Origin of the sequence: Janthinobacterium sp. 78 (assembly GCF_003096775.1) — a bacterium.
Lineage (GTDB): Bacteria > Pseudomonadota > Gammaproteobacteria > Burkholderiales > Burkholderiaceae_D > Janthinobacterium > Janthinobacterium tructae.
Window position 1 is genome coordinate 4,034,845 of the sequence record NZ_QENT01000001.1, and the last position, 25,390, is coordinate 4,060,234.

At 63.9% G+C, this 25,390-nt stretch carries 26 protein-coding genes; 10 read left to right on the top strand and 16 right to left on the bottom strand.

Going from position 1 to position 25,390, the window contains the following annotated elements; genetic code table 11:
* Nucleotides 1-10: 10 nt before the first annotated feature.
* Nucleotides 11-1,168, bottom strand: coding sequence for an ABC transporter substrate-binding protein (locus C8C92_RS17715; protein WP_099763444.1), 1,158 nt, complete (start codon nt 1,166-1,168; stop codon nt 11-13).
* A gap of 367 nt (nt 1,169-1,535) precedes the next feature.
* Between C8C92_RS17715 and C8C92_RS17720 the strand changes: the two genes are divergently transcribed.
* Together C8C92_RS17720 and C8C92_RS17725 are read left to right on the top strand one after the other, a co-directional pair.
* Nucleotides 1,536-2,444 carry a hypothetical protein gene (locus C8C92_RS17720; protein WP_116744787.1) on the top strand — a complete coding sequence of 303 codons (909 nt, stop codon included), beginning with the start codon at nt 1,536-1,538 and terminating at the stop codon, nt 2,442-2,444.
* Nucleotides 2,445-2,468: 24 nt separating this feature from the next.
* Entirely contained in the window at nt 2,469-2,882 is a 414-nt protein-coding gene (locus C8C92_RS17725) for a hypothetical protein (RefSeq protein WP_116744788.1), read from the top strand.
* A gap of 1 nt (nt 2,883) precedes the next feature.
* On the opposite strand, the gene C8C92_RS17730 is transcribed toward C8C92_RS17725, so the two are convergent.
* Both C8C92_RS17730 and C8C92_RS17735 read right to left on the bottom strand, forming a co-directional pair.
* Nucleotides 2,884-3,372, bottom strand: coding sequence for a sel1 repeat family protein (locus C8C92_RS17730; RefSeq protein ID WP_099763441.1), 489 nt, complete (start codon nt 3,370-3,372; stop codon nt 2,884-2,886).
* The gene (locus C8C92_RS17735; RefSeq protein WP_243420417.1) at nt 3,369-5,312 is read right to left on the bottom strand and encodes a bifunctional 2',3'-cyclic-nucleotide 2'-phosphodiesterase/3'-nucleotidase; all 1,944 of its coding nucleotides are present in this window, start codon (nt 5,310-5,312) and stop codon (nt 3,369-3,371) included. The genes C8C92_RS17730 and C8C92_RS17735 overlap by 4 nt, the downstream gene beginning before the upstream one ends.
* Nucleotides 5,313-5,505: 193 nt before the next feature.
* Between C8C92_RS17735 and C8C92_RS27540 the strand changes: the two genes are divergently transcribed.
* The 4 genes from C8C92_RS27540 (at nt 5,506) to lysS (ending at nt 8,973) form a co-directional block, all read left to right on the top strand.
* Nucleotides 5,506-5,700 carry a peptide chain release factor 2 gene (locus C8C92_RS27540; RefSeq protein WP_165829219.1) on the top strand — a complete coding sequence of 65 codons (195 nt, stop codon included), beginning with the start codon at nt 5,506-5,508 and terminating at the stop codon, nt 5,698-5,700.
* Nucleotides 5,617-6,721 (top strand): peptide chain release factor 2 gene (gene prfB, locus C8C92_RS17740; protein WP_116744790.1). Its coding sequence is split into 2 segments (ribosomal slippage): nt 5,617-5,697 and nt 5,699-6,721, totalling 1,104 coding nucleotides; the frame shifts between segments, so codons are not numbered across the junction. The genes C8C92_RS27540 and prfB overlap by 84 nt, the downstream gene beginning before the upstream one ends.
* A gap of 2 nt (nt 6,722-6,723) precedes the next feature.
* Nucleotides 6,724-7,425: an HAD family phosphatase gene (locus tag C8C92_RS17745; protein WP_116744791.1), complete on the top strand. Its 702-nt coding sequence runs from the start codon at nt 6,724-6,726 to the stop codon at nt 7,423-7,425.
* Nucleotides 7,426-7,443: 18 nt separating this feature from the next.
* A complete protein-coding gene (gene lysS / locus C8C92_RS17750; RefSeq protein WP_116744792.1) occupies nt 7,444-8,973 on the top strand; it encodes a lysine--tRNA ligase in 1,530 nt (509 codons plus the stop codon).
* Between the two features lie 203 nt (nt 8,974-9,176).
* On the opposite strand, the gene C8C92_RS17755 is transcribed toward lysS, so the two are convergent.
* The 11 genes from C8C92_RS17755 to ppnN form a co-directional block, all read right to left on the bottom strand.
* Nucleotides 9,177-10,178, bottom strand: a complete 1,002-nt coding sequence (locus C8C92_RS17755; RefSeq protein ID WP_116744793.1) for a Gfo/Idh/MocA family oxidoreductase — start codon at nt 10,176-10,178, stop codon at nt 9,177-9,179.
* Between the two features lie 12 nt (nt 10,179-10,190).
* Nucleotides 10,191-11,213 carry a porin gene (locus tag C8C92_RS17760; protein WP_116744794.1) on the bottom strand — a complete coding sequence of 341 codons (1,023 nt, stop codon included), beginning with the start codon at nt 11,211-11,213 and terminating at the stop codon, nt 10,191-10,193.
* Nucleotides 11,214-11,240: 27 nt separating this feature from the next.
* Nucleotides 11,241-12,200, bottom strand: a complete 960-nt coding sequence (locus tag C8C92_RS17765; protein WP_116744795.1) for a D-glycerate dehydrogenase — start codon at nt 12,198-12,200, stop codon at nt 11,241-11,243.
* A gap of 20 nt (nt 12,201-12,220) precedes the next feature.
* The gene (locus C8C92_RS17770; protein WP_116744796.1) at nt 12,221-13,207 is read right to left on the bottom strand and encodes a sugar kinase; all 987 of its coding nucleotides are present in this window, start codon (nt 13,205-13,207) and stop codon (nt 12,221-12,223) included.
* Nucleotides 13,204-13,950 carry a TIM barrel protein gene (locus C8C92_RS17775; protein ID WP_116744797.1) on the bottom strand — a complete coding sequence of 249 codons (747 nt, stop codon included), beginning with the start codon at nt 13,948-13,950 and terminating at the stop codon, nt 13,204-13,206. Before C8C92_RS17775 ends, C8C92_RS17770 begins: the two co-directional genes overlap by 4 nt.
* Entirely contained in the window at nt 13,947-14,681 is a 735-nt protein-coding gene (locus tag C8C92_RS17780) for an amino acid ABC transporter ATP-binding protein (protein WP_099763432.1), read from the bottom strand. The genes C8C92_RS17775 and C8C92_RS17780 overlap by 4 nt, the downstream gene beginning before the upstream one ends.
* Complete coding sequence (locus C8C92_RS17785; protein WP_116744798.1) at nt 14,668-15,318, bottom strand: amino acid ABC transporter permease; 651 nt, start codon at nt 15,316-15,318, stop codon at nt 14,668-14,670. Before C8C92_RS17785 ends, C8C92_RS17780 begins: the two co-directional genes overlap by 14 nt.
* 1 nt (nt 15,319) lies before the next feature.
* Nucleotides 15,320-16,012: an amino acid ABC transporter permease gene (locus tag C8C92_RS17790; protein WP_116744799.1), complete on the bottom strand. Its 693-nt coding sequence runs from the start codon at nt 16,010-16,012 to the stop codon at nt 15,320-15,322.
* A gap of 91 nt (nt 16,013-16,103) precedes the next feature.
* Nucleotides 16,104-16,910, bottom strand: coding sequence for a transporter substrate-binding domain-containing protein (locus tag C8C92_RS17795; protein ID WP_116744800.1), 807 nt, complete (start codon nt 16,908-16,910; stop codon nt 16,104-16,106).
* A 202-nt stretch (nt 16,911-17,112) separates the two neighbouring features.
* The gene (locus C8C92_RS17800; protein ID WP_116744801.1) at nt 17,113-18,183 is read right to left on the bottom strand and encodes a LacI family DNA-binding transcriptional regulator; all 1,071 of its coding nucleotides are present in this window, start codon (nt 18,181-18,183) and stop codon (nt 17,113-17,115) included.
* 189 nt (nt 18,184-18,372) lie between these two features.
* On the bottom strand, nt 18,373-19,743 hold the full coding sequence (gene ppnN / locus C8C92_RS17805; protein ID WP_116744802.1) for a nucleotide 5'-monophosphate nucleosidase PpnN: 1,371 nt from the start codon (nt 19,741-19,743) through the stop codon (nt 18,373-18,375).
* Nucleotides 19,744-20,054: 311 nt separating this feature from the next.
* Here ppnN and C8C92_RS17810 point away from each other — a divergent pair, with 311 nt between their 5' ends.
* The 4 genes from C8C92_RS17810 (at nt 20,055) to C8C92_RS17825 (ending at nt 24,479) form a co-directional block, all read left to right on the top strand.
* Nucleotides 20,055-21,560, top strand: coding sequence for an oligopeptide:H+ symporter (locus C8C92_RS17810; RefSeq protein WP_116744803.1), 1,506 nt, complete (start codon nt 20,055-20,057; stop codon nt 21,558-21,560).
* 130 nt (nt 21,561-21,690) lie between these two features.
* Complete coding sequence (locus C8C92_RS17815; protein WP_116744804.1) at nt 21,691-22,377, top strand: UPF0149 family protein; 687 nt, start codon at nt 21,691-21,693, stop codon at nt 22,375-22,377.
* Between the two features lie 12 nt (nt 22,378-22,389).
* Nucleotides 22,390-24,084, top strand: a complete 1,695-nt coding sequence (locus tag C8C92_RS17820) for a hypothetical protein (RefSeq protein ID WP_116744805.1) — start codon at nt 22,390-22,392, stop codon at nt 24,082-24,084.
* Nucleotides 24,085-24,095: 11 nt separating this feature from the next.
* Nucleotides 24,096-24,479, top strand: a complete 384-nt coding sequence (locus C8C92_RS17825) for a hypothetical protein (protein WP_116744806.1) — start codon at nt 24,096-24,098, stop codon at nt 24,477-24,479.
* On the opposite strand, the gene C8C92_RS17830 is transcribed toward C8C92_RS17825, so the two are convergent.
* Both C8C92_RS17830 and C8C92_RS17835 read right to left on the bottom strand, forming a co-directional pair.
* The gene (locus C8C92_RS17830) at nt 24,466-25,119 is read right to left on the bottom strand and encodes a GNAT family protein (protein WP_133250789.1); all 654 of its coding nucleotides are present in this window, start codon (nt 25,117-25,119) and stop codon (nt 24,466-24,468) included. The two genes, C8C92_RS17825 and C8C92_RS17830, sit on opposite strands and share 14 nt — an antisense overlap.
* Nucleotides 25,086-25,313, bottom strand: coding sequence for a hypothetical protein (locus C8C92_RS17835; RefSeq protein WP_116744808.1), 228 nt, complete (start codon nt 25,311-25,313; stop codon nt 25,086-25,088). The genes C8C92_RS17830 and C8C92_RS17835 overlap by 34 nt, the downstream gene beginning before the upstream one ends.
* Between the last annotated feature and the right edge of the window lie 77 nt (nt 25,314-25,390).

A 25,390-nucleotide genomic window follows, 5' to 3' on the forward strand; every position in this document is an offset into this window, starting at 1 on the left:
TTAGCCGGACTTACTTGGCGAGGACGACCTTGCCGTCCTTGACTTCGCCAAACACGGTCAGCTCGGCCGTGATCGCTTCATGGTTGGTTTTGCTGAACGGTTTGTTGTAAGTTGTCACGGCGCCTTCCACCTTGTCCGTCAGGTTTTCCAGCGCGGCGCGCACTTTCGGGCCATCGGTGCCGCCCGCCTGCTTGAAGGCCGCAGCCAGCAGGTAGATGGAATCGTAGCCTTGCGCAGCCGAGACGGCCGACGGCATGCGTCCGCCCGACGGCTTGTAGGCAGCCACATAGGCGTCGATGAAGGCCTTGCGCTTCGGCGTGCTGGCGTCCTGGATGAAGGTTTGCGGCATACGCGTGCCATTGCCGTTCTTGCCGGCGTTGTCGATGAAGTTACCCATGGCCAGGGTCCAGCTGCCGATCAGCGGTACTTTCCAGCCCAGTTTTTCCATGCCGTTGGCGATCTGAGCCAGTTCCGGGCCGATGCCGTAGGTCAGCACCACTTCCGCCCCGGCCTGCTTGGCTTTCAGCAGCTGGGCCGTCATGTCGACGTCCTTGATGTTGTATTTTTCAACGACAACGGGTTTGATGCCCTTCTTTTCCAGCGCTTTTTCCAGGTCTTCGCGGCCCAGCTGGCCATAGTTGGTCGAGTCGGCCAGAATCGCCACTTTCTTGAACTTGCGGTTGTCGATGGCCTCGTGCACGATCATGCCGGACTGGATGGTGTCATTGGCCGCGTTGCGGAAGATATAGTTTTCCGGCTGGTCGGCGAACTGCTTGGTGACGATGGAGCCCGTCGCCACATTGTTCATGACGGGAATCTTGGCTTCCTGATAGAAGCGCTGCGAGGCCAGGGCCACGCCCGTGTTGATATAGCCGACGGTGGCGGCAACTTTTTCCTTGTTGATCAATTCCTGGGCGATTTGCACGCCGCGCTCGTTCTTCGCTTCGTCATCGCGCTCGATCAGCAGCAGGGAACGGCCCAGTACGCCGCCTTTGGCATTGATTTCAGCGACGGCCAGCTTGACGCCGTCGCGCATCGACACGCCCATCGGCGCGGAGCCGCCCGTGAACGGACCCGATACGCCGATCTTGATGGGGTCGGCTGCGACTGCCGCCTGCGAGAAACCCAAAACCAAACTTGCCACGAGCAATTTCTGTTTCAAATTCATTGTCATCTCCTCTGTTACAACGTTTTTAATGCCACTTATTTTTATTGTCGTACGCTGGATAACCGCCCCATCGATAAATCATTGTAGGTGAGTAAACATGCACCAGCAACAACTACATATGACGCATCGCAACATGCAGAAAAAGCCGAATTGCTAGCCCGATGTCAGTCTTTTGTAAGGAAAATATGAGGTAAATTGGAGCGCCGCGCAACATTTGGCAACAGCCCTGGCACCGGTGCGGGGCTGACGGACGACGTCGACGGCCTGTTGATCTGGCGCAATACTGCTACTCCTCAGCATGCTAAGGTCGGCCATGCCAGCGCATGCGCGCCGGTCCAATCAGCCACTGCTACCGCATGGAGGCCCTATGCAGCGCCCGCAGAACTCGTCCATTTCCACCCTGCTTCTTTGCGCCACCGCCAGCCTGCTGCTGGCCGGCTGCGCCAGCAAGCTGGCGCCCGTGCGCACCTTTGCCGAGCAGACGCAAAAGATGTCGCAGCACTTCGAACCCATGCTGGCGGGCGGCGTCCACAGCTGCATGGACAAGGCCATGCGCAAGCGCTTGATTCTGGCCGAGCGTTTCGATGCGCAAGCGAGTGAACAGGCGGCGCGCGCCGATTGCGCCGCGATCGCGCAGGCCAGCGTGTCGATCGCCAGCCTGAATGACCTCCTGCTGCGCTATGCGCAGACCCTGGCGGCGCTGGCCGATGACAAGCTGCCCGTCTACCAGGAAGAGTTTGGCGGACTCGGCGCTGCGCTGGGCGGCCTGGCACAGCCGGGCGCCGGCGCGCCCATGCTCGATGCGGGCAAGCTGTCCAAGGTCGTCAAATTGAGCGAACACCTGAGCCGCCTGGTCACCCAGCGCGCACAGAAATCAGCCTTGCGCGAATTGCTCGACGAGCAGGAAGCCGTCGATATCGTCAGCAATGCGCTCAAGGAGTATGCCCAGCGCAGCTACCGCGCCGGCTTGCAGGATGAATTGCGCGAACTCGACCTGCTGCGCGGCGCCGTCGACAAGGCCGCGCCGCGCGAACCGCTGGCCGCCAACTACATCCGCACGCGATTGCACCTGGAAGGGCGGCAATTGCAGGAAAGGGAAAAGATCGTCGCCGCGTATGTCGCCGCCGTCGACGCGCTGCAAGCCAGCGTGGCCGCGCTGCGAGCCAATCTCGATCGCCTGCAGGCGCCCGAACTGGAGCGGCAACTGGCGCAGTTTTCACGCGACGTCGCCACGCTGCAGCGGCAAGCGGCGTTCTATGCCCCGACCCGCTGGTAAATGGCAGGCACACCGGAGACTCCCATGGCCCCACTGACCGAACTGACAAAAGACCAAAGCTACGCCATCGCCGACAGCCTGGCGCAGGCGTCAAGCCTGGTGCTGGAATTGCGCATCCGCGAACGCGAGGCGCTGGCGCCGGACGAGCGCGCGCTGCTGGAGCAATATGAAAACCACCTGGACCAGATGGTGGCCCTGTTCCGCGCGTATGGCATTTACCTGACGGCCGAAGGCGCCGAGCAGGCGCGCGGCGATATCGAGGGCGCCATCGCGAAGGGAAAACTGCAACTCAAGCGCATCGCCGACGTCAAGGCCGCCATCGCCTCGGCGGCCAGGCTGGTCGACCTGGGCGCGGCCATCCTGTCGCGCGACCCGTTCGCCATCGGCGAAGCGGCGGCCAGCCTGCGGACCAAGCTGAAAAAAGAAGAGCCGGCGTAGCTCAGGGTTCCGGCGGGCGGTGCCCCATCGCATGCGTGGCCATCATCAGGTACAGGTGGCCCTGCGCCTCGTTGTGCGCGTAGCCCATCTGCCCTTCGGCCAGGGCCACGGATTTCTGCTGCAGCGCTTCCGGGTAGCCGAGGTCGCAGGCCGCGTCGAGCCAGTAGCGCGCCTTGGCCTCGTCCCCGGCCAGCAGCAGGTTCGCCACGATGAACATGGCCGGCGCCACGCCCCGCTGCGCGGCCAGCTCCAGCTGCCGCAGCGCGGCGACGCTGTCCTTTGGCCCGCCCATGCCGTTTTTCAGCATCAGGCCCAGGTAGTACGCTGCGGGACCGCTGCCCTGCCCCGCAGCCTGTTCGAACAGGGCGCGCGCCTGGGGCTGGGATGCTTCTCCCGCGCGCATCAGCACCTTGGCCCGGGCGGTGACATCAGGCGCGGCCACCACGGGCGACGCCAGGGCAGCGGCAAGCAGCAAGTTTGCCAGCATCATTTCGACAAATCGAGCTGGTACAGCGCAAAACCCTTGCCCGCGCCATCATCAGGCTTGAGCTGCGTCACATTGCCGATGCCGGCCGCTTGCGCCAGCGCGATCATGTGCGGCGCCGAGTGGAACACCACCGGGCCTTTCGTGGCCACCCTGGCGAAGCGCCAGCTGCGCGCCGAACCGTTTTTCGCGCGCGTCAGGTTTTTTTCCTTGGTCACGTAAGCGATCAGGAGTTCGCGGTTATTGTCGGGCGAGGCCACCACCGTCTTGCTGCCATCGAGGCCAGGGAAATTGCCGCCGCCGCTGGCGCGGTAGTTATTCGTCGCGATCAAAAATTCCTGGCTGGCGTCCAGCGGCTTGCCCTGGTAAGTGAGCCCCTTGATGCGCTGGCCCGGCGGCTGCGTGACGTCGATCTGGTAGCGCACGTCGGCGCTGGTGAGCGTATCGAAGTTGTAGCTCGGGTGGGCCGTGTTGACCAGTTCCTGTGGCTCGGCCTTGTGTGGATCGATGGTATTGAAGCGCCGCGCCGACTGTTCCAGCCAGGCTTTCAGTTCCGCGCCATTCATCTTCACGCCGTACAGCGCGTTCGGATATAAATACAGGTCGGCCGCGTTGTTCAGCGCCACATTGCCCGCCTTGACATCCGTGTAGTCGGACACGCCGGCCGAGCCGCTCTTGAACGGCGACGACATCGACAGCACGGGCAAGTGCGCGTACTGCGGCAAATTCGCCTTGACATACGCGGCCAGGTAGCCCGCTTGCGCCTGGTTCACCACCTCGATGGCGCTGACATCGCCCACATCGGCGAAATACGTCGACATGCGGAAGTCGGTGGCGCCGACCGGTGTCTGCACATAAGCGATGGTGGCCGCGTGTTCTTCCGCCACCAGCCTGGCGATGGCAGGATCGGGCTGCACGTAACTCTTGTCCGCGTTCTGGATGCCGCGCACTTCCACCGTGGTGGCGCTCTTGTCGACGACCCACTGCTTGCCGTCGTGGCGCAGGCGCAAACCGATCACGCCCAGGTGCTTGCCCCACAAATTGGCCATCACGGTAGGCACGCCGTTGACCAGGCCACGGGCCTTGTCGACGCCGGGCAGATTAAACTGCGGCACCGTGCTGGCCGCGTTCGGGAACAGCTGGTGCGAGTGGCCGATCAGCATGGCGTCCACGCCCGGCACTTGCGACAGGTAGTAATTGCCGTTTTCCATGCTGGGCGAATATGGGCTGTCATCGAGGCCGCCGTGCGAAATGGCCACCACCAGCTCGGCGCCCCGGGCGCGCATCTCGGGGATGAATTTTTCCGCCGTCTCGCGCACGCCCTGCGTGTAGACGCGCCCTTCCAGCCAGCGCTTGTCCCAGGCCATGATGGTGGGCGGCGCAAAGCTGATGATGCCCACCTTCACGCTGCTGGTCACCGGTTTGCCATCGGGGCCGGCCGCCGTGATCTGCTTGTCGATGATGTGATATGGCGCAAACAGGGGCTGGCCCGTCCTGACGCTGTAGACGTTGGCCAGCACTTGCGGGAACGCGGGGCCGGCGCAGCGCGGTTTGCCGGCGTCGACGCTGTCGACATCAAACTGGTTGCCCGTCACCTGGCTCAAAAAGGCCAGGCCGTAGTTGAATTCGTGGTTGCCGATGCCGCCGCCGTCCACTTTCAGCAGATTCATGGCCTTGTAGATGGCCAGGGTCTGGTCGCAGGCCAGCGGTTTTACCAATGCCTGGTAGTCGGCCAGGGCCGTGCCCTGGATGGTGTCGCCATTGTCGAGCAACAGGTTGTTCGGAAATTGCGCGCGCGCCTGGGCGATCAGCGCCGCCGTGCGTTCCAGGCCGATCGACGGTTCCGCCTGCAGCTTGTAGTAATCATAACTAAGCACATTCGCGTGCAAGTCCGTCGTCTCCAGCAGGGCCAGCGTGGCGCTGCTGCCCGCTGGCATGGCGGCCATCGCCCGAACCGGTTCGTGGGCGGCGGGCGGCAAGGCGCCGCAGCCGGCCAGCAGCAGCGGTAACAGGGCAAGACGGGGAAGTTGGCGCAGGGGGTGGCACATGAGATGTTCCTGTGGAAAGACAATATCGCCAGCATCATACGCAGCACGCCAGCCATCTTCAAGGCAAAAATATTGTCGCAAATACAGCAAAATGACGTTTTTATTGCCTTGTGCAACCGCAATTGCGCCGCAGCGGCAGCGGAAACCGGCCGCGCTCGCGTATAATTCAAGGTTTGATTTCACCATAGAAGACCAGAACATTATGGAAGCCGAACGCATCAATATCATCTCCGCCCTGCTGAACGACCTGACGGTCCGTGAAGCCGAACTTCGGAGGTATCTTTGACTTCGCTGTCAAGTCGGAGAAACTAGAGCAAGTCAACGAAGAGCTGGAAGATCCGACCGTCTGGAACGATCCGAAGCGCGCCCAGGACCTCGGTAAAGAGAAGAAGGCGCTGGAAGCGATCGTCTTCACGCTAACCCGTGCCGATGCCGACCTGCGCGACACCCGCGACCTGTTCGACATGGCGCGCGAAGAAGGCGACGACGAGACGCTCGAAGCGATCGAGCAGGACGTGCAGGAAATCCGCAAGGTCATCGAAAGCATGGAATTTCGCCGGATGTTCAACAATCCGATGGACCCGAACAACTGCTTCATCGACATCCAGGCCGGTGCCGGCGGTACGGAAGCCCAGGACTGGGCTTCGATGCTGCTGCGCCAGTACCTGCGCTATTGCGAACGCAAGGGTTTTAAAGTCGAAATCCTCGAGCAGTCCGACGGCGAGGTCGCCGGCATCAAGACGGCCACCCTGAAGGTCGAGGGCGATCACGCCTACGGCTTCCTGCGCACGGAAACGGGCGTGCACCGCCTGGTGCGCAAGTCGCCATTCGACTCGGCCAACGGCCGCCACACCTCGTTTACGTCGCTGTTCGTGTATCCCGAAGTCGACGATTCGATCGAGATCGACGTCAACCCGGCCGATATCCGCGTCGATACCTACCGCGCGTCGGGCGCCGGTGGTCAGCACATCAACAAGACCGACTCCGCCGTCCGCATGACCCATGCGCCGACCGGCATCGTGGTGCAGTGCCAGAACGACCGTTCGCAGCACCGCAACCGCGCCGAAGCGATGGAAATGCTGAAAGCCAAACTGTACGAGCATGAACTGCGCAAGCGCATGAGCGAGCAGCAAAAGCTGGAAGACTCGAAAACGGACGTGGGCTGGGGTCACCAGATCCGCTCCTACGTGCTGGACCAGTCCCGCATCAAGGACTTGCGCACCGGTTTCGAGACAGGCAATACCAAGGGCGTGCTCGATGGCGACATCGACGAGTTCATTTCCGCCTCGCTGAAACAAGGCGTATAAGGATGAACGCATCCGCTCCGGCGCTGGCGCAGCGCGCCTTCCTGTTCGACATGGATGGCACGATCGTCGACAACATGGCCTTCCACACGACATCGTGGCTGGCGTTCTTTGAGCGCCACGGCCATGCGCTGGACGCGGACGCCTTTTTCCGCGACACGGCAGGACGGCAGGGACACGAAATCATCGCCCAATACCTGGGCGCCGATGCCGACCACGTCACCCTGCTGGCTGAAAAGGAAGTCGTCTACCGCGAACTGTATGGACCACACCTGGCTACAGTCGCCGGGTTCGATCAGCTGATCACCAGCGCGCGCCAGGCTGGCGTCGGGCTGGTGGTGGGCACGGCCGCGCCGGACGAGAACATCGCGTTCACGCTCGACGGCCTGGACCTGCGGCACCGCTTCGACGCCATCGTCGGCGCCGCCGACGTGGAACGGGGCAAGCCGCACCCGGACGTTTTCCTGAAAGGCGCGCTGCTGGCCAGCGCGCTGCCGCACAATTGCATCGTCTTTGAAGACGCGCCCCTGGGCGTGGAAGCGGCGCGCCGTGCCGGCATGCGCGTCGTGGTACTCACCACCACCCTGCCGGCCGAAGCGTTTGCCGCCTTCGACAACGTGATTGCCATCGTGCCGGATTTCTCCGCACTCGACGTCGACGCACTGTTTGCCAGCGTGGCGCCAGCGCTGGCACCACATCATCAATAATCACCAACGAAGAACACCATGACTACGGATATCCAAGAACAAGCCGCCGCCCCCGATGAAAACAAGATCATCGCCGAGCGCCGCGTCAAGCTGGCCGCACTGCGCGAACAAGGCATCGCCTTCCCGAACGATTTCCGCCCCGAGCACAAGGCGGCCGATCTGCACGCGCAATACGGCAGCAAGACGCGCGAAGAGCTGGAAGCCGAACCTGTCACCGTGGTGCTGGCCGGCCGCATGATGCTCAAGCGCGAAGCGGGCAAGAAAGCCGCTTTCGCCACCCTGCAAGACGCTTCCGGCCCGAAAGCCGACGGCCGCATCCAGATCTACGCCACCCTGGACCTCACCGGCGAAGCGGCCATGGCTGCCCTGCACCACTATGACCTGGGCGATATCCTGGGCGTGACGGGCACGCTGTTCAAGACCAAGACGGACGAACTGACCATCAAGGTCACGCAACTGCGTTTGATCACCAAGTCGCTGCGCCCGCTGCCGGACAAATTCCACGGCCTGGCCGATCAGGAAACCAAGTACCGCCAGCGCTACGTCGACCTGATCATGAACGAAGAGACGCGCCGCACCTTCAAGGCGCGTACCGCCGCCATCTCGTCGATCCGCCGCTTCATGGAAAAGAACGAGTTCATGGAAGTGGAAACGCCGATGCTGCACACGATCCCTGGCGGCGCCGCGGCAAAACCGTTCATCACGCACCACAATGCGCTCGACATGCAAATGTTCCTGCGTATCGCGCCCGAGCTGTACCTGAAGCGCCTGGTCGTGGGCGGCTTTGACCGCGTGTTCGAGATCAACCGCAACTTCCGCAACGAAGGCGTGTCGATCCGTCACAACCCGGAATTTACGATGATGGAATTCTACGCGGCCTACACCGACTACAAATGGCTGATGGATTTCACCGAAGCCGTCATCCGCCAGGCCGCCATCGACGCGCACGGCACCGCCACCCTGACCTATGGCGGCCGCGAACTCGATCTGGCCAAGCCGTTCCACCGCCTGACCATCGTCGAAGCGATCAACAAGTACGCGCCGGGCTACACCGCCGAGCAGTTGAACGATGCCGAATTCATCAAGGAAGAGCTGAAGAAATTCGGCGTCAAGCCGTTCGCCACGGCCGGCCTGGGCGCGCTGCAACTGGCGCTGTTCGAAGAAACGGCAGAAGCGCAGCTGTGGGAACCGACCTATATCATCGACTACCCTGTTGAAGTGTCGCCACTGGCGCGCGCTTCCGACACGGTGGCCGGCATCACCGAACGCTTTGAATTGTTCATGGTGGGCCGCGAGATCGCCAACGGCTTCTCCGAGTTGAACGACGCAGAAGACCAGTCGGCCCGCTTCCTGGCGCAAGTCGCTGCCAAGGACGCCGGCGATGAAGAGGCGATGTTCTACGACGCCGACTACATCCGCGCGCTGGAATACGGCATGCCGCCAGCCGGCGGCTGTGGCATCGGCATCGACCGCCTGATGATGATCATCACGGATTCGCCGAACATCCGCGACGTCTTGCTGTTCCCGCACCTCCGCCGCGAAGACTAATGAACACCTGAAAAATCTACTGCGCGTCGCGATTTGCGGCCTGCGATGCTCACTGCCTCGGCGGCCCCGTGCCCAGCACAGTTGCGCTTCTTAGCCGCAACTCCCATCCGCTCGCTACGATTTTTCAGGCGTTCGATGCTTCAAGGCAAAAAAAGCCGCCTGATTTTGCGATCAGGCGGCTTTTTTACGTCTGCCGCAGGCCGTCAATCGGCCAGGGTCACGCGCTGGTGGCTGCGGCTGGCCTGCTGCGCCGCCAATGCCGTGGCCAGCGCGCGCATGCCGTCGTCGCCCGTGGCGGCCGGCTGCCCTTCGCCGCGCATGGCGCGCTGGAAGGCGCGCACCGAACGCACGTACAGGTTTTCATGCTCGACGGGGATGTCGATGCTGCCGCCGTCGCGCATCAGGCAGATGCTGCCAACGGGGCGCTGCGTCATGACGCCGGTGGCGAAGATGGTGCCTTTGCTGCCGATGATTTCCACGCCGGACAGCGAATGCGGCGCGTTGTATGCGTCGTGCACCTGCACCAGGGTGCCGTTGTCGAACTCGATGACGGCCATCAGGCCCTCTTCCAGCCCGGCCACCGTCATGCCGCCGCTGGTGGCGCAGGCGGTGACGTGGCGCGGTTCCGCATCGAGCAGGAAGCGCAGGGTGTCGACATCGTGCACGAACATGTCGAGCGTGACGCCGCCCGACTCCGGCGCATCCAGGCGCCAGCCGCGCAGGTGCTGCGGCAGGTTGTTCGCGTGCAGCACGCGGCAATACAGGGGCTGGCCGATCTCGCCCGCGCGTATCAGCTCGCGCACCTTGCCGTGCGTGGCGGCGTTGCGCAGGTGGTGGTTAATCCCCAGCACCACGCCCGCTTCGGCGCAGCCGTCGACCATGCTGCGGGCGTCGTCCAGGTTCAGCGCCAGCGGCTTCTCGCACAGCACGTGCTTGCCCGCGCGCGCCGCCTGCAAGGTCTGCGCCATGTGCAACTCGTTGGTGGTGCTGATGTACACGGCATCCGCGCCCGGATGGGCCAGCGCCGCATCGAGGTCGGTATAGCTGGCGGCTATGCCGAACTGCTCGGCAAAGGCGGCGCCGCGCGCGGCGTCCCGGCTGACCACGGCCAGCACTTCCGCGTCGCCCTGCTGGCGAATCGCGTCGACCATCCATTCGCGCGCCACGGTGCTGGCGCCGATCAAAATCCATCCGGTTTTCTTCATTCGATTCTCCATTTAAAAAGTGTGGCGCAGGCCCACGTTCCAGGCCTGGTTGCCGCTGCCGTTGTCGGTGGCGTTGCCCACCAGGTAGGCGGCGCCGTTGCGGTTGTCGATGTGCGCGTAAGCCGCATACAAGGTGCTGCGCTTCGATAGCGCATAGGTGTAGCCGATGCCGATCTGCGCAGCGTCGCCGTTGGCGGCGCGCCGGTCGTCGCGCCGCACGTACGAGAACAAGACGCGGTGCGGGCCCACCGGCACGGTGGCGCCCAGCATCAGGTCCGCGCTGTCGACCGTGGTGGCGGCGCCCGCCGTGCTCTTGCTGACGGCGACGGCGCCATGCGCCTTGACCACGCCGAAGTCCCAGGTGGCGCCCAGCACCGTGTTGCGCGCCGTCCCCGCCACCAGCGCGCTTGATAGGGTGTTGGCGTCCTGGTGCGCCATGCGCACATACAGCGGCCCGCTGGCATAGGTGGCCGCCGCGCCCATGTAGCGCTTGGCCGCCGCGTCGCCGGGCACTTCGCCGAAGCCGTATGCCAGTTCGCCGGAAAGGCCGCCGCGCACGGGCGAGCTGTAGGTGATGCTATTGTCGACCCGGCTGATGTAGCCGGCCGTGAAGACATTGCTCATCCTGCCCGCAAAACCCAGGTAAAACGGGTCCAGCGCACCCAGGCTGCTGTCGATAAACGTGTACTGGCGGCCCAGGCGCAAGGTGCCCGCCGCGCCGGCGAGGCCGACGAAAGCCTGGCGCCCGAACAGCAGGCCGCCCTGGGCCGAAGCGCCCGTGTCGGCCAGGATGCCCGCATCCATCGTAAAGATCGCCGTCATGCCCCCGCCCAGATCTTCGCTGCCCTTGAAACCGAGCCGCGAGCCGTTGGCGATGCCGCTCGTCACCTTGAGCACCCTGCCCCCAAGGCCACCGTTCTCGGACACCACGCCCATGTCCATGATGCCGTACATGGCCACGTTCGACTGCGCCGAGCACAGGCCGCTGCAGGCGCCGGCGCCGATGATGATTGCTCTTGCTACCTTGTTCTTCATCTCTGTTCCTGTCTGTTGATACTGTTCTTAGCTGACCAGGTGGCGCGGACGCTCGCCGCGCAGGCTGGCCAGCAGGTTGTCCACCGCTTGCTGCGCCATGGCGTAGCGCGTTTCATGCGTGGCCGAGCCGATGTGCGGCAACGCCACTACATTGGCCATGCGCGGCAGCGGATTGTCCGGCGCCAGCGGTTCGCGCTCGAACACGTCGAGACCGGCGCCGTGGATGGTGCCCTGCTGCAGCGCCTCGATCAGCGCCGCCTCGTCGACGATGCGCCCGCGCGAACCGTTGATGAAGATGGCGCCGGGGCGCATCAGCGCGAATTCGCGCCGGCCCATCATGCGTTCCGTCTGCGCCGTCAGCGGCAGCACCACGCAGACGAAATCCGACTTGGCCAGCAAGTGATCGAGCGCCACCTGGCGCGCGCCCAGCGCCGCGTCCACCTCGGGCACCGCTTCGCCATTCACGTACAGCACCTGCATGCCGAAGCCCAGCGCGGCGCGGCGGGCGACGGCGCGGCCGATGCGGCCCATGCCCAGCATGCCGATGGTTTTGCCGTGCACGTTGACGCCGTACTGGCTTTCGCCCACGCTGCGCGTCCAGCGCCCCGCCTTGACGAATTCGGCCAGTTCGACGACCCTCCGCGCGCTGGCCAGGATCAGCGCGAAGATCGTGTCGGCCGTCGTTTCCGTCAGCACGTCGGGTGTATTGGCCAGCAGGATGCCCCGTTCGCGCAGGTAATCGACGTCGAACTGGTCGACGCCCACCGATATGGTGGAAATGATGCGCAGGTCAACGGCCGGGTCCAGCAATTCGCGGTCCAGGCGCACGCTGGCGCCCAGCAAGCCGTGCGCGCCGCGGATGGCGTCGGCGAACGCGGCGCGGTTGCCCGCATCGATAGACTCGAAGTACGTCACCTCGCATTCGGCGCGCAGGCGCGCCAGCAGCGGCTCGGCCAGTTTTTTATAGACAACCACATGTTTTTTCACGAGTTTTTCCTCTGTTCGATTCAAGATTGGACCAGCGCGTCGAGCTGGGCGCGGGTCGGCAAGCCTTCCATGTCGCCGGCCACCTGGATGGCGAAGGCGCCGACCCGGTTGGCGCGCCCTACCGCCTGCGCCAGCGGCAAGCCTTCCAGCAAGGCGCTCACCAGGCCGGCCGCGAAGCCGTCGCCGGCACCCACCGTGTCGACCACATTGGCCACGCGCTCGCCCGGCACCACGCCGCTGTCGCCATCGGCCGTGCGGTAATACGCACCGTCGGCGCCCAGCTTGATGACCACCAGGCGCGCGCCCTGTTGCAAATAATGGCCGGCGATGTCGTGCGGCAGCTCGTGGCCGGTGAGGATTTTTCCTTCGCCCAGGCCGGGCAGCACCCAGTCCGCCTTGGCGGCGAGCCGGTTGATCTGCTCGACCATGACGGCTTGCGAGGGCCACAGCGTGGGCCGCAGGTTCGGGTCGAACGACACCGTGCGGCCATGCTCGCGCATGAAGTCGAGCGCCTGGCCGGCGAACGCCAGGCTGGTCTCGGACAGCGCCGCCGCCACACCCGTGGCGTGCAGATGGCGCGCGGACAGGAAATAGGCAGGGTCGAAGTGCTCGGGCGCCAGGCGGCTGGCGGCGGAACCCTTGCGGAAGTATTCGACCAGCGGGTCGGCGCCATGTTCAGCCCGGGCCTTGAGCTGAAAGGCGCTGGTCTGGCCGGCGACGGTGACGACCCGGCTGCAATCGACACCCTCGGCCTGCACGCTGGCGCGGATGAAGCGGCCGAACGAGTCGTCGCCCACCCGGCTCAGCCAGCCGACTTTCAAACCCAGGCGCGCCAGGCCGATGGCGACATTCGTCTCGGCGCCGGCCAGGCGGCGCGTAAAGTGCGCCACGGCCGCCAGGTCCCCCGTTTCCTCGGCAACGAACATCGCCATCGCTTCGCCGTAGGTGACGACGTCGAGCGCATGCGCCCCTTGAATTTCCTTTTGGCGCAGTTCTTGTTCCCTCATGCGGCCTCCAGCATCCGAATGTAGCGGCCCGTTTCGGCCACCAGGTCAGCGCCTTCGAGCGGAAATTCGATGGCCCGCTGCACGCCCGGCGCGAAGTGCGCGAAGACGGCGCGCCAGGCGGGATCGGCATCGGAGACGGCGCAGGCGGAGAGCCGCCCCGCGTCCTCCAGGACGGCCTTGCAGTGCACATAGCGCACATACGGCGCCAGCAGGCGCGCCGCCTGCTGCGCATCCTCGCCCACCCAGCGCCAGTTGCCGATGTCGAAGGTCAGCCCCACGGGCAGCCCGATGTCGCGCGCCGCCGCCAGGAAGCGTGCCATGGCCGCCAGCGCGCCGCCATGGGCCGTCTGGTCGTTTTCCACCAGCAGCGCCACGGGCGCCGCCGCCAGCCGGGCCTTCAAGGCCGGCAAGTCCGGTGCGGCCGGGTAGTGGCCCAGCGACACCTTCAGGTAGCGCGCGCCGAGCCTCGCCGCCTCGTCCAGCATCTGCTGCAGCAGCGCGTGCTGCAGCAAGCCGTCCGCGTCCCACAATTCGATGGGCGTGGAATACACGGAGTACAGGCCGCGCGCGGCCACCGCCGCGCCCATGCGCTCCAGATCGGGCAAGTCGGACGTAAACAGCTCGCGGCGGATCTCGATGCCGGCGCCGCCCGCATCGGCCACCACGTCGATGAAATGGCTTTGCCCCAGTTGCCTGACCCTGCTTGCGCCGTAGGCCGACGCCGCCACCAGGACGGGGCTCATTTGATCGCTCCCGCGCCGACGAACTGGCGCGCTTCCGGCGTTTGCGGGTTGCTGAAAAAGGCTTCCGACGGTCCGCTTTCCCACACCAATCCCTGGTGCATGAAGACGGTGACGTCGGCCATGCGCCGCGCGAACTCCATCTCGTGCGTCACCAGCAGCATCGTCATGCCCGCCTGCGCCAGCTCTTCCATCACCTTTAGCACTTCCTGCGTCAGTTCCGGGTCGAGCGCCGACGTCACTTCGTCGAACAGCATCACTTGCGGCTCCATCGCCAGCGAACGGGCGATCGCCACACGCTGCTGCTGGCCGCCCGACAGCTGCTCGGGATAGGCGTCGCGCTTGTGATCGAGGCCCACCTGCTTGAGCACGCGCAGCGCCGTGGCGCGGCCCTGCGCGTCAGGCACCTTCTTGACGATGCGCGGCGCCAGCATGACGTTTTCTTCCACCGTCAGGTGGGGAAACAGGTTGTAGCTCTGGAAGACCATGCCGACATCCTTGCGCAAGTCGAGCAGATGCTCCTGGCGCGCCGTCAGCGTATGGCCGGCCACGACGATGCTGCCGCTGTCGATGGTTTCCAGGCCGTTGATACAGCGCAGCATGGTGCTCTTGCCGGAACCGCTGCGGCCGATCACGGCGATCACCTGGCCCCGCTCGACGGCGAACGAGACGCCCTTGAGCACGTGATTGGTGCCGAAGCTCTTGCTGATATTGTCAATTTCAACGATGGGCATGGAATTTCCTTTCCAGTGAATGGCTGTAGCGCGACAGCGGGTAGCACAGCGCGAAGTAGATCAGGGCGACGACGGGGAAGACGATGAACGGCAGGAAGGTCGCATTGCTGACCAGTTGCCCTGCGCGCGTCAGTTCCACCACGCCGATGATCGAGGTGATCGAGGTGTTCTTGATGATCTGCACCATGAAGCCCACCGTCGGCGGCAGCGAATGGCGCAGCGCCTGCGGCAGGATGACGTAGCGCAGCTGCTGGTAGCGGTTCAGCGCCAGCGCGGCCGACGCTTCCCACTGCTGCCGCTGCACGCCTTCGATGCAGCCGCGCCAGATCTCGCCCAGGTAGGCGCTGGCAAAGATCGTCATCGCCGCGCCGGCCGCGATGATTGGCGACAGCTTGTAGCCGAACAGGGCCAGGCCGTAATAGGTCAGGAACAGCACGATCAGCACGGGCGTGCCCTGGACCAGCTGGATGTACAGGGCGCTGATGCAACGCAGGAACGGGCTGCGCGCCGTGCGCAGCAGCGCCACCGTGAAGCCGGCGATGCCGCCCGTGATGAAGACGATCAGCGACAGGCCGATGGTCCAGCGCGTGGCCTCGAGCAGAAATTGCAGGTTATCCCAGGAAAAGTCACTGATCATGTCATGCTCCCATGCGCACCGCGCCCAGACGGCGGCGGCGTTTGAAGACGATCTGGCCCAGCACCCAGAAGCTGAAGCGGAACAGCAGGGCCAGCAGGATGTACAGCACCATCACGACGATGTAGATCTCGAAGCTGCGGAAGGTTTCCGAGTCGAGCAGGTGCGCGGCGGCGGTCAGCTCTTCGGCGGAAATGGCCGACACGACGCTCGAGGCGAGCATCATCAAGGTGAACTGGCTGGCCAGCGCCGGATACACTTTTTCCAGCGCCGGCAGCAGCACCACATGGCGCATCACCTGCCAGCGCGTCATGCCCAAGGCTTGGGCCGCCTCCAGTTGCGACGGATGCACGGCGCCGATGCCGGCGCGCACGATTTCCGCCGCATAGGCGCCCATGTTGACCGTCATGGCGACGAGCGCGGCGCCGTTCGCGTCAAGCTGCAGGCCCAGCGACGGCAAGCCAAAGTAAATGATGAACAGCTGCACCAGGAACGGCGTGCTGCGGATCACCTCGACATACGCGCGCACCGCCACGCGAGCATAGGCGGGACCATTCTTCAGGATGATGGCGGCGCACACGCCCACCGCCAGCCCCAGCACCATCGCCAGGGCGCTCAGGCGTATCGTCAGCGCCGCGCCCCACAACAGGCGGTCCAGCGATTGCATGACGAGTTCGAAATGAAATTCATACGGCATACTCAACTCCTTGTCTGCGTGCGCATCCCCGGCGACGCCACCACGGTGGCGCGCCGTACGGAGCAACACTTTTCCTGTGCGGCTTGCGGTATCAGAAAGTCGGCAGCGCTGGCAGCGGCGCGCCGCTCCACTTGCGCGCGATGGCGTCGAGTTCGCCGTTCAGCTTGACGTAGTAGATGAAATTGTTGAGCCACTGGTGCAGCTCGAAGTCGCCGCGGCGCACCGCCATCGAGTTCGGTTGCAGCGAGTAGGAGAAGCGGACTTCGATCTTGCCGGCGCCGCGTGTCTTGATGATGTCGAGCGCCATCGTGCTGGGAATCGAGACGGCGTCGACCTGCTTGCTGAGCAAGGCCTGGGTGACGGTGGCGTCATCCTCGAAACGCACAATGCTGGTGCCAGCCGGCGCCATGCGGCTCAGCGCCGTGTCATTCGTGGTACCGCGCGTCACGCCCACCTTCTTGCCTTTCAGATCGGCCAGAGCCTTGAATTTGCCGCCGACCGGCGCGACGATCGCCAGTTCGAACGCGCTGTAGGGCATGGTGAACATCAGGGTCTTGGCCCGTTCCGGCGTGGGCGCCAGGGTCGCCACGAGGAAGTCGACCTTGCCCGATTCCAGCGACGGCACGCGCGAGGGCGCCGTCAGGGGCACCACTTCCACGGGCAGGTTCAGGTATTTGCCGATCAGGTTGGCGACGTCGACGTCATAGCCGACGGGCGCGCCCTTGGCGTCGATGCTGCCAAACGGCGGCGTGCCGCTGACCACGCCGATGGTCAGCTTGCCTTTTTTGATCAGGTCGCCCAGCGTCTGGGCGCCGGCATCGGCCGCCGCACCGAGGGCGCACGTGGCGGCCAGCGCGCAAGCCACGATCTTCGTGTAAAACAGTGTCGTCATCTTCATGTTTCCGTCTCCTGTGATCCCGGTACCGGCCTCGTCGAGGCACTTCCGAGAATATTGTCAAATGGACGATTTATTTCGTCTCTTGCCGTTTTCCACCTTTACTACGCTTGACTACCCACGCCCCTTTCAAGTGTGAATACATTCTATGAAACCGGTTCCATAACTTTCCCAAAAAAAAGGGCAACGCCCTCTTCCCCCTCCCTCAAGCGTCGCCGCCCGTGCGTACTTCCTTAACCTGGGTGGAATGGCGCACAATCAGCTTGCCCGGCAACAGCACTTCGCGCGGCGGGCACTGCTCGCCCTGCAGGCGCGACAGCATGCACGTCATCGCCGAAAAACCGATTTCATAGGTCTGCTGCTCGATCGTGCTCAGGCCCGCCAGCGGCGACCATGGCAATTCGTCAAAGCCCAGCAAGCCCACATCCTGCGGCATACGCAATGCGAGGCGCTGCAGCATCAGCGCCAGTTCCAGCGCCACCATGCCGTTCGAGGCCAGCAGCGCCACGCGGCGGCCGCGCCACTGCGCCAGGCAGTGACGCACCTGCGCGTCGATGGAAGGCCGGTCGTCCAGGTCCACCGCCAGCACTTCACCCACGCAACCCGGATGCTCGGCCATCACTGATTGAAAACCCTCGGCGCGCATCAGGCGCGAGCTGACGCCCGTCAAGGGCGGCGCGACGAAGGCGATGGCGTCGAAACCCTGCTCGATCAAGTGTCGGGTTGCCAGGCGGCCCGCCTGCACATTGTCCAGCCCCACCAGGTCGAAATCGGCGCCCTCGATGCGGCGGTCGACGAGCACGATGGGCATGCCCGCCTGCTGCAAGTCGGACGACTCGATGTTGCGTCCCTGCGTGTTGACGATCAGCCCTTCCACGCTGTACGAGCGCAGCGCGGCCAGCGACTGGCGTTCGCGCTGTTCGTCATTGCCGGTGTTACATAAAATCAGGGTATAGCCATGCTGCTGGCAGGCCGCTTCCACGCCTTGCAGCACGGCCACCGTGTAAGGGTTCAGCATATCGGCCACGACCATGCCGATCAGGCGCGTGCGTCCGCGCTTGAGGCCGCGCGCCATCTGGTTCGGCTGGTAGCCGAGGCGCGCGATGGTGCTGGTGATCTGCTGGCGGATGTTCTCGGACAAAGCGTCCAGTTCGCCGCCAAGAAAGCGCGACACGCTGGTCTTCGACACGCCCGCCTCGCGCGCCACCTGGGCGATGGTCACGGGCCGTGCCGGCTCGCCGGAGAGGGTTTTTTTATTGCCGCGTACTGAATCCAAGCTTGTTCTCCACTACCTGTTGACGTTCATGTTTTTATTTTGGAACCGGTTCCAAAGATAGCACCCACACATCGATGACGCAAGCGATTTGATTGCCTGTGGCGGCGAAGGAACACGATGGGGCATCAATGGAAAAACGCCGCCCGCCCCCGGCACACGCAGGGAACGGACGGCGCTGGCTGAAAAGTCTTACTGGACCACGGTATAGCAAGGCACGTATGCCGTACCCGCCAGTTTCATCCGGTGCTGCGCCACGAACGAGGCCAGCAGCGCATCCATGGGGCCGGCGATGGACTTGTCGCCGTGGATCTCGAAGTTGCCATGCTCTTCGATGGAGCGGATGCCGTCATCCTTGACGTTGCCCGCCACCACGCCGGAGAACGCGCGGCGCAACTGGGCTGCCAGCAAGTGCGTGGGCTGGTTCTTGTGCAGGCTCAGGTTGCGCATGTTTTCATGCGTGGGCTGGAACGGCTTCTGGAACTCGTGGTCGATCTTCAGCAGCCAATTGAAGTAATACGCATCGCTGTGCGCCTTGCGGAATTCGCGCACCAGGCGTATGCCTTCGAGCATTTCGCGCGCCACCAGTTCCGGGTCGTCGATGATGATCTTGTAGCGCTGCTGCGCTTCCGGGCCCAGCGTGTCGCTGATGAACTGGTTGATCTGCACGAAATACTCGCGCGAGGTTTCCGGCCCCGTGAAAATCAACGGGAACGGGATGTCCGCATTGTCCGGGTGCAGCAAGATGCCCAGGATATACAGGATCTCTTCGGCCGTGCCGGCGCCGCCGGGGAACACCACGATGCCGTGACCGGCGCGCACGAACGCTTCCAGGCGCTTTTCGATGTCCGGCATGATGACCAGATCATTGACGATGGGGTTCGGCGATTCGGCCGCGATGATGCCCGGCTCGGTGATGCCCAGGTAGCGGCCATTGTGCAAACGCTGCTTGGCGTGGCCGATGGTGGCGCCCTTCATGGGGCCTTTCATGGCGCCGGGGCCGCAGCCCGTGCAGATGTCGAGGCCGCGCAAGCCCAGCTGGTAGCCCACTTCCTTCGAATAATTGTATTCGGCACGGTTGATCGAATGTCCGCCCCAGCAGACGACCAGGTTCGGGTTGAGCTGGGTTTGCAGCACATTCGCGTTGCGCAAGATGTGGAAGACGGCGTCCGTCACGCCTTCCGTGCTCTGCAAATCGAATTTCGGATTGCCCGTGACTTCATCGCTGACGAAGATGATGTCGCGCAGCACGGCAAACAGGTGCTCGTGGATACCCTTGATCATCTTGCCGTCGACAAAGGCGATGGCTGGCGCGCCCTTGATGTCGAGCTTGATGCCACGCTCGCGCTGGATGATGGAGATTTCAAACGACTGGTAGCGCTCCAGCAGGGCGCGGCCATCGTCGATGGTGCTGCCGCAATTCAAGACCGCCAGCGCGCAGCGGCGGAAAGTGTTGTACAGGCCGCCCTGGCTGGTGTCGAGCAGTTTGTTGACTTCAGTCTTGGAGAGCACGTCCAGGCGGCCTTCCGGTGAAACCAGAGTATCGATAACGTCGTGTTCCATAATGCGAAAAATTCCTTTAAAAATCGATGCTCGAAGGTCTTGCAACCTTAATATACGACAAGTCGGGCAAGTTGTGCTGTGCCGCCGCAAAATCGCCCGGGCCGCCCTTGCCTGCAAACCGGTTTGATTAATATGAAACAGTCATTCTTGCTAATGCGAATGGAAACCTTCGCTCAGCGCAATTTGTAGATTAGAATGCCTGCCTATTGGAATTCCCGTGCGTGAGGTTCTTCATGAGAGTCCCCGCCGCCCGCAGGCTTCCATAAGTTCGTTGTATCGATTGACTATAATAATTTTTCAGGAGGAACCGCATGAGCGGTGCGACTACGCCCAACAAGGAAGCCGTTATTCCCGAGTTCAAGCAGATTATGGGCCATCCAAGCCCATTGTGGATGTTGTTCATGACTGAATTCTGGGAACGCTTCGCGTTCTACGGAGTTCGCTGGGCGCTGGTACTGTACATCGTGGCCCAGTTCCATGCTGGCGACGGTTCGGGACAGGCAGCGGCCAACCTGACCTACGGTTCCTTCCTCGCGCTGGTGTACGCCGGCGCCCTGTTCGGTGGTTACATCGCCGACCGGGTCATCGGTTACCAGCGCTCGATCCTGCTGGGCGCCGTCTTCATGGCAGCCGGCCTGTTCTGCATCTCGGTGCCGAACCAGGACATCTTCAACCTGGGCCTGGCCACGATGATCGTCGGTAACGGCATGTTCAAGCCGAACATTTCGACCATGGTCGGCAAGCTGTACACGACAGCCGATCCGCGCCGCGACAGCGGTTTCACGATCTTCTACATGGGTATCAACATGGGCGCCATGGTTGCGCCCGTCTTCACCCAGTGGCTGGCCGAGTCGATCTTCGGCACCAGCGCCATGCCTTCGTACAAGATGGTCTTCATGGCGTCCGGTTTCGGCATGCTGATCAGCCTGGTATGGTTCTTCATCGGCCGCCGCGCCCTGAAGGGTATCGGCGCACCGGAAGCCGGCGCCGGCAACCCGATGCGCGTCGTCTGGGTCGCCCTGGGCTGCCTGTGCGTGATCCCGCTGATGTACTTCCTGCTGACCGTCGGCGCTGAAAAGCTGCAAATCGTCCTGACCGTGCTGTTCATCGGCCTGGCCTTCATGCTGATGATCGAAGGCATCCGCAACGGCAAAGTGGCGCGCGACCGCGTCATCGCCATGCTGCTGATCTTTGTCTTCAACATCCTGTTCTGGATGTTCTTCGAACAGGCTGGCAGCTCGTTTACCTTCCTGGCTGACAAGATCGTCAACCGCGACCTGGGCTTCTGGATCTTCCCGACCGCCTACTTCCAGACCGTCAACTCGGTTGCCATCATCGTCTTCGCGCCGCTGATCGCCGCCGTCTGGGTCTACCTGGCACGCCACAATGTCAATCCATCGATCCCGCGCAAATTCGGCCTGGGCTTGCTGGGTAATGCGCTGGCCTTCGGTTTGCTGATCTTCGCTCTGTCGAGCCTGGTTGGCGCCGATAACAAGATCCCGTTCTGGACCCTGACCACCGTCTACGTGCTGCAATCGATCGGCGAGCTGTGCCTGTCGCCTATCGGCCTGTCGATGGTGACCAAGCTGGCGCCAGTGCGTCTGGTCGGCCTGGGCATGGGCGGCTGGTTCCTGTCGACCGGTATCGGCAACAACCTGTCGGGCATCTTCGCCAGCCACGTCAGTGGCGAAAGCGGCATGTCGGTGCAGTCGGCCCTGTCCGGCTACACCTTCGGCTTCTGGTCCCTGCTGGGCGCCGGCGTGATCCTGTTCCTGATCGCACCGCTGATCAACAAACTGATGCACGGCGTGAAGTAAGCGTTCTGCCTTGGATAAAGACGGCGGCCTGCGGGCCGCCGTTTTTCATTCCGGCGCCGGCTTTCCCCTTGCCGGGCGGTACAATACGGCCAGGGCCAGCGGCCATCGACCAACTTACACAAAGAATCCCATGTCCAGCATCTCCACCACCTCGCCCCTCTCCGACGACGAATACGCCGAACTCGACACCCTGCTGGCCGCGCCCGCCCTGGCCGGCGCCGCCATGGACGTGTCCATGCTGGAAGGCTTCCTCACGGCCGTCGCCCTGAGCCCGAAACAGATCACGCCTGAACAATGGCTGCCGTGGGTCTGGGACAAGGCGGCCGGCAGCGCCGCGCCGGCACACGACGAGGCCAGCGAACGGGCGGCCAGCCTGGCGCAGCGCCATCACGCCTACATGGTCGAATGGCTGGCGAAGGATCCGGACAGCTTCGAGCCCATCTACGTCTGCGGCCCCGAATGGAGCGTGACCGCCTGGTGCACCGGTTTTGTCCTTGGCACGAGTCTGGACAAGCCCCAGTGGGCGGCCCTGGCCGTCAGCCACCCGCAATACCTGGCGCCGTTCCAGCACCTGGCCGCTGCCAGCGAGCTCGATGACGATGCGGCCGAAACGGCCATGGATGGCGTGATTCCCGCCGTCATCGCCATCAACGCCGCCTGGGCACGCCAGCGCCACCTGAAAAGCCAGGCGCAAAGCCAGTCCGGCGCCACCGTCTTGCGCGAACTACCCAAAACGGGCCGCAACGACCCGTGCCACTGCGGCAGCGGCAAGAAGTACAAGAAATGCTGTGCCGACGCCGATAGCGCGGCGAACTAAGGCAGCACCTCCTTGCGCCAGTTGCTGACGGCCCTGCTGCGCTTCCTGCTGCACCACGCACTGCAGTTCGCGCTGTTCATCGTCATCCTGCTGGCCGGACGCCTGCTGCTGGCCGAATGGCGCGCCTACAGCGCCGGCAGCGAGGCCGTCGCCGCGCTCAGGCTGGCCGCCGACGGCGCCGATCAGCATGGCGCCGGTCTGGCCGCTGCCGCCACGGCGCGTGTCAACGCCCTGCAAAAAACCTCGCAAACGGCCATCGCCGCGCGCCTGGCGCAAGTGCAGGTGCAATTGACCGCCTTGCGCGCGCGGCAGCAACCATCGCTGTTCACCCTTCCCCTGCCCGACACGCACACGCTGGCCTTGCATGCGCAGCAGGAAGCGGCGCGCCGCGTGGAAATCGAAGTGCTGGCGCAGGAAGCCCGTTATCTGAGCGCCCTGCAAGCGGCGGTCAAAGGCGAAGATGCGCGGCACACGCTGGCGCGCCTGCATGCGGAACACGTCAGCGCGTATGCCGCGCTGCAGCACAACCTGGCCCAGCGCCGGCAACTGGAAGCGCAGCACCCGGTCGCGGCACACTTGCCTGGCAGCGACGCTTACGCGCAGCTGTCGCAGCTCGAAGCCGAGGGTCAGCGCTGGCGCGAGATCAACCTGCAAGCGTATCGCGCCTGGGCAGCGCAGCGCGCGCGCACCAACAATGCGGCCCGCCCCGCCCCATTCGCCATCGATGGCGCGGCACTGGCCGGCGCGCTGGCGCCCGTGCAGGCGGCCATCGCCACAAGTGAGGCGCAGCTGGCGCGCAACTGGATCGCCCGCTGGCGCGCGCCCGTGCTGGACGTGGTGCCCACGGCCGCCCTGCTGGTGCTGTCGGCCATCCTTCTGCCCGGCGCCATCAAGGCCTTCTCTTACTTCGTGCTGGCGCCCCTGGCCGCGCGCTTGCCGCCGCTGTCGATCGCGCGCGAGCTGCAAGCCGGCGATGCCAGCCTGCCCCTGCCGCAGCAGGACGAATCGCGCATTTCCGCCGTCTCGCAGGCATTACAGCTAAAACCTGGCCAGCAGATGCTGATCCACCCCGCATACCTGCAGTCATCGCCCGTCAGCAGCACCAAGCGCACGCAGTGGCTGCTGGACTGGCGCTTCCCCTTCACGAGCCTGGCCGCAGGCATGGTGGCGCTGACGCGGCTGCACAGCGACGTGACTGCATCCGTGACGATTTCCGCCAGCGACGATCCGCTGCTGGAAATCGCCATCGTCCACCTGCCAGCCGGCAGCGCACTCGTATTCCAGCCACGCGGCCTGGTCGGCCTGGTCTGCGACGCGAACCAGCCGCTGGCGATATCGAGCCACTGGCGCCTGGGCAGCCTGCATGCCTGGCTCACCCTGCAGCTGCGCTTCATCGTCTTTCGCGGCCCCGTCACGCTGATCGTGCGCGGCTGCCGCGGCGTGCGCCTGGAGCGGGCCGGCCAGGGCCGCGCCATCAGCCAGTCCGCCACCTTGGGTTTTAGCACCGACGTGCTGTACTCGACGATGCGCAGCGAAACCTTCCTGCCCTACCTGCGCGGCCAGCAGGCGCTGCTCAACGACCGCTTCGACGGCGACCACGGCGTCTACCTGTACGAAGAAACACCGCGCCACGGCAAGCAGCCGGGCAAGGTGGGCAGCTGGTTCGAGGGGTTTAGCGACGCCATATTGAAAGTGTTCGGCATCTAGCCGGAGAAACCATGATGAACGACTTCCTGTTTGCCGATTTTCTCGAGGACCAGGCCACGTATGCGGCGGCAGAGGCCTGGTGGCAGGCACGCTTATCCTTCCTCGACGGCCAATGCGCGCCGTATCTGCGCACCGCGTTTGCGAATGGCCAGCCGTTTTATGACGGCAATCCCATCGTCAACCTGGCCGACCGCAACGCCGGCAAGGCGGCGCGCATCGTGCAGCAATGCCCGCGTGAATTCGGCCACGACTACACAAGCTTCGAACAAGCCATCGAGCTGGCCGACGGCGATGGGTACCGTCCGGCACAGGAAAAGATCATCGTGCTGAGCTTGACGCAGGCGGCGGCGCAGAGGGCCGAGGATGAACTGCGGGCCTGGTTCATGCCAGGCTAAGGGCAGCACCCTCCGGCACAAAATCGGGCTGCAGCAAGCCATACACATGCAGATCGACAAACGCACCATTCAATAACTCCGCCTCACGCAACACGCCTTCGTGCATAAACCCCAGCCGCCCGGCCAGCGCCATGCTGGCATGATTGCTTGCCGCGCACTGCAATTCGATGCGGTGCAACTGCAGCGCGCCAAACGCATGCGCCAGGACGGCGCGTACCGCAGCGCTGGCGATGCCCCTGCCCTGGAACTGACGGGCCAGGTAATAGCCGATTCTGGCATTGCGGTCCGCTGCGTCGATGTCTTTCAGGCGGATGCTGCCGCATAAAGCTGTGCCGGAAAAAACATGCCATTCCAGCACTTCACCGCTGGCGGCGCGCGCGGCAGCGACTTCCAGATAAACCCTGGCATCGTCGACGCACGCCAGTTGCATCACGGCGGGAAGAAAAGCGTGCAGGTGTTCACGGTTTTCCCCCACCAGGGTAGCGAGCGCTTCGGCGTGTTCAACCAAGGTTGGAACAATAGAGATATCAGGAAATGCTGAAAGAGTCAGATGCATATGTCCCTGGCGGGCCGGTAAAGTTAAACAAGAAACAAATAGTGGAGCCGCTACGCCGCAATCGAATGCGACACCGTCAGCCACTCGCCGAGCTGCAGCTTCGCCGCCGCCTCGCGGGTGGCCAGCACGCTGTCCGGGTCCAGGTCAGACCGGTTCAGCTTGTAGGAATAGGCAAAATCGTCGGCATCGAATGCCTGCCCCGCCTTGACGTAATACTTGAAGCCGACAAACGAGTCGGGATTGGTGACGACTGTGTATTCAAGCGTGACGCTGTTCATGGCGGGCCTCGTCGACGTTAGTAGAGTATCCATTATGCGTCAATTCCGGCGGCAGCGATGCGAGCGCTGATCCTTGC

What these genes read in the sequence shown, in the direction of transcription:
- C8C92_RS17715 (WP_099763444.1), bottom strand. Translation starts at nt 1,168, where the DNA reads ATGAATTTGAAACAGAAATTGCTCGTGGCAAGTTTGGTTTTGGGTTTC.
- C8C92_RS17720 (WP_116744787.1), top strand. Translation starts at nt 1,536, where the DNA reads ATGCAGCGCCCGCAGAACTCGTCCATTTCCACCCTGCTTCTTTGCGCC.
- C8C92_RS17725 (WP_116744788.1), top strand. Translation starts at nt 2,469, where the DNA reads ATGGCCCCACTGACCGAACTGACAAAAGACCAAAGCTACGCCATCGCC.
- C8C92_RS17730 (WP_099763441.1), bottom strand. Translation starts at nt 3,372, where the DNA reads ATGATGCTGGCAAACTTGCTGCTTGCCGCTGCCCTGGCGTCGCCCGTG.
- C8C92_RS17735 (WP_243420417.1), bottom strand. Translation starts at nt 5,312, where the DNA reads ATGGCCGCCATGCCAGCGGGCAGCAGCGCCACGCTGGCCCTGCTGGAG.
- C8C92_RS27540 (WP_165829219.1), top strand. Translation starts at nt 5,506, where the DNA reads ATGACGTTTTTATTGCCTTGTGCAACCGCAATTGCGCCGCAGCGGCAG.
- C8C92_RS17745 (WP_116744791.1), top strand. Translation starts at nt 6,724, where the DNA reads ATGAACGCATCCGCTCCGGCGCTGGCGCAGCGCGCCTTCCTGTTCGAC.
- lysS (WP_116744792.1), top strand. Translation starts at nt 7,444, where the DNA reads ATGACTACGGATATCCAAGAACAAGCCGCCGCCCCCGATGAAAACAAG.
- C8C92_RS17755 (WP_116744793.1), bottom strand. Translation starts at nt 10,178, where the DNA reads ATGAAGAAAACCGGATGGATTTTGATCGGCGCCAGCACCGTGGCGCGC.
- C8C92_RS17760 (WP_116744794.1), bottom strand. Translation starts at nt 11,213, where the DNA reads ATGAAGAACAAGGTAGCAAGAGCAATCATCATCGGCGCCGGCGCCTGC.
- C8C92_RS17770 (WP_116744796.1), bottom strand. Translation starts at nt 13,207, where the DNA reads ATGAGGGAACAAGAACTGCGCCAAAAGGAAATTCAAGGGGCGCATGCG.
- C8C92_RS17775 (WP_116744797.1), bottom strand. Translation starts at nt 13,950, where the DNA reads ATGAGCCCCGTCCTGGTGGCGGCGTCGGCCTACGGCGCAAGCAGGGTC.
- C8C92_RS17780 (WP_099763432.1), bottom strand. Translation starts at nt 14,681, where the DNA reads ATGCCCATCGTTGAAATTGACAATATCAGCAAGAGCTTCGGCACCAAT.
- C8C92_RS17785 (WP_116744798.1), bottom strand. Translation starts at nt 15,318, where the DNA reads ATGATCAGTGACTTTTCCTGGGATAACCTGCAATTTCTGCTCGAGGCC.
- C8C92_RS17790 (WP_116744799.1), bottom strand. Translation starts at nt 16,012, where the DNA reads ATGCCGTATGAATTTCATTTCGAACTCGTCATGCAATCGCTGGACCGC.
- C8C92_RS17795 (WP_116744800.1), bottom strand. Translation starts at nt 16,910, where the DNA reads ATGAAGATGACGACACTGTTTTACACGAAGATCGTGGCTTGCGCGCTG.
- ppnN (WP_116744802.1), bottom strand. Translation starts at nt 19,743, where the DNA reads ATGGAACACGACGTTATCGATACTCTGGTTTCACCGGAAGGCCGCCTG.
- C8C92_RS17810 (WP_116744803.1), top strand. Translation starts at nt 20,055, where the DNA reads ATGAGCGGTGCGACTACGCCCAACAAGGAAGCCGTTATTCCCGAGTTC.
- C8C92_RS17815 (WP_116744804.1), top strand. Translation starts at nt 21,691, where the DNA reads ATGTCCAGCATCTCCACCACCTCGCCCCTCTCCGACGACGAATACGCC.
- C8C92_RS17825 (WP_116744806.1), top strand. Translation starts at nt 24,096, where the DNA reads ATGATGAACGACTTCCTGTTTGCCGATTTTCTCGAGGACCAGGCCACG.
- C8C92_RS17835 (WP_116744808.1), bottom strand. Translation starts at nt 25,313, where the DNA reads ATGAACAGCGTCACGCTTGAATACACAGTCGTCACCAATCCCGACTCG.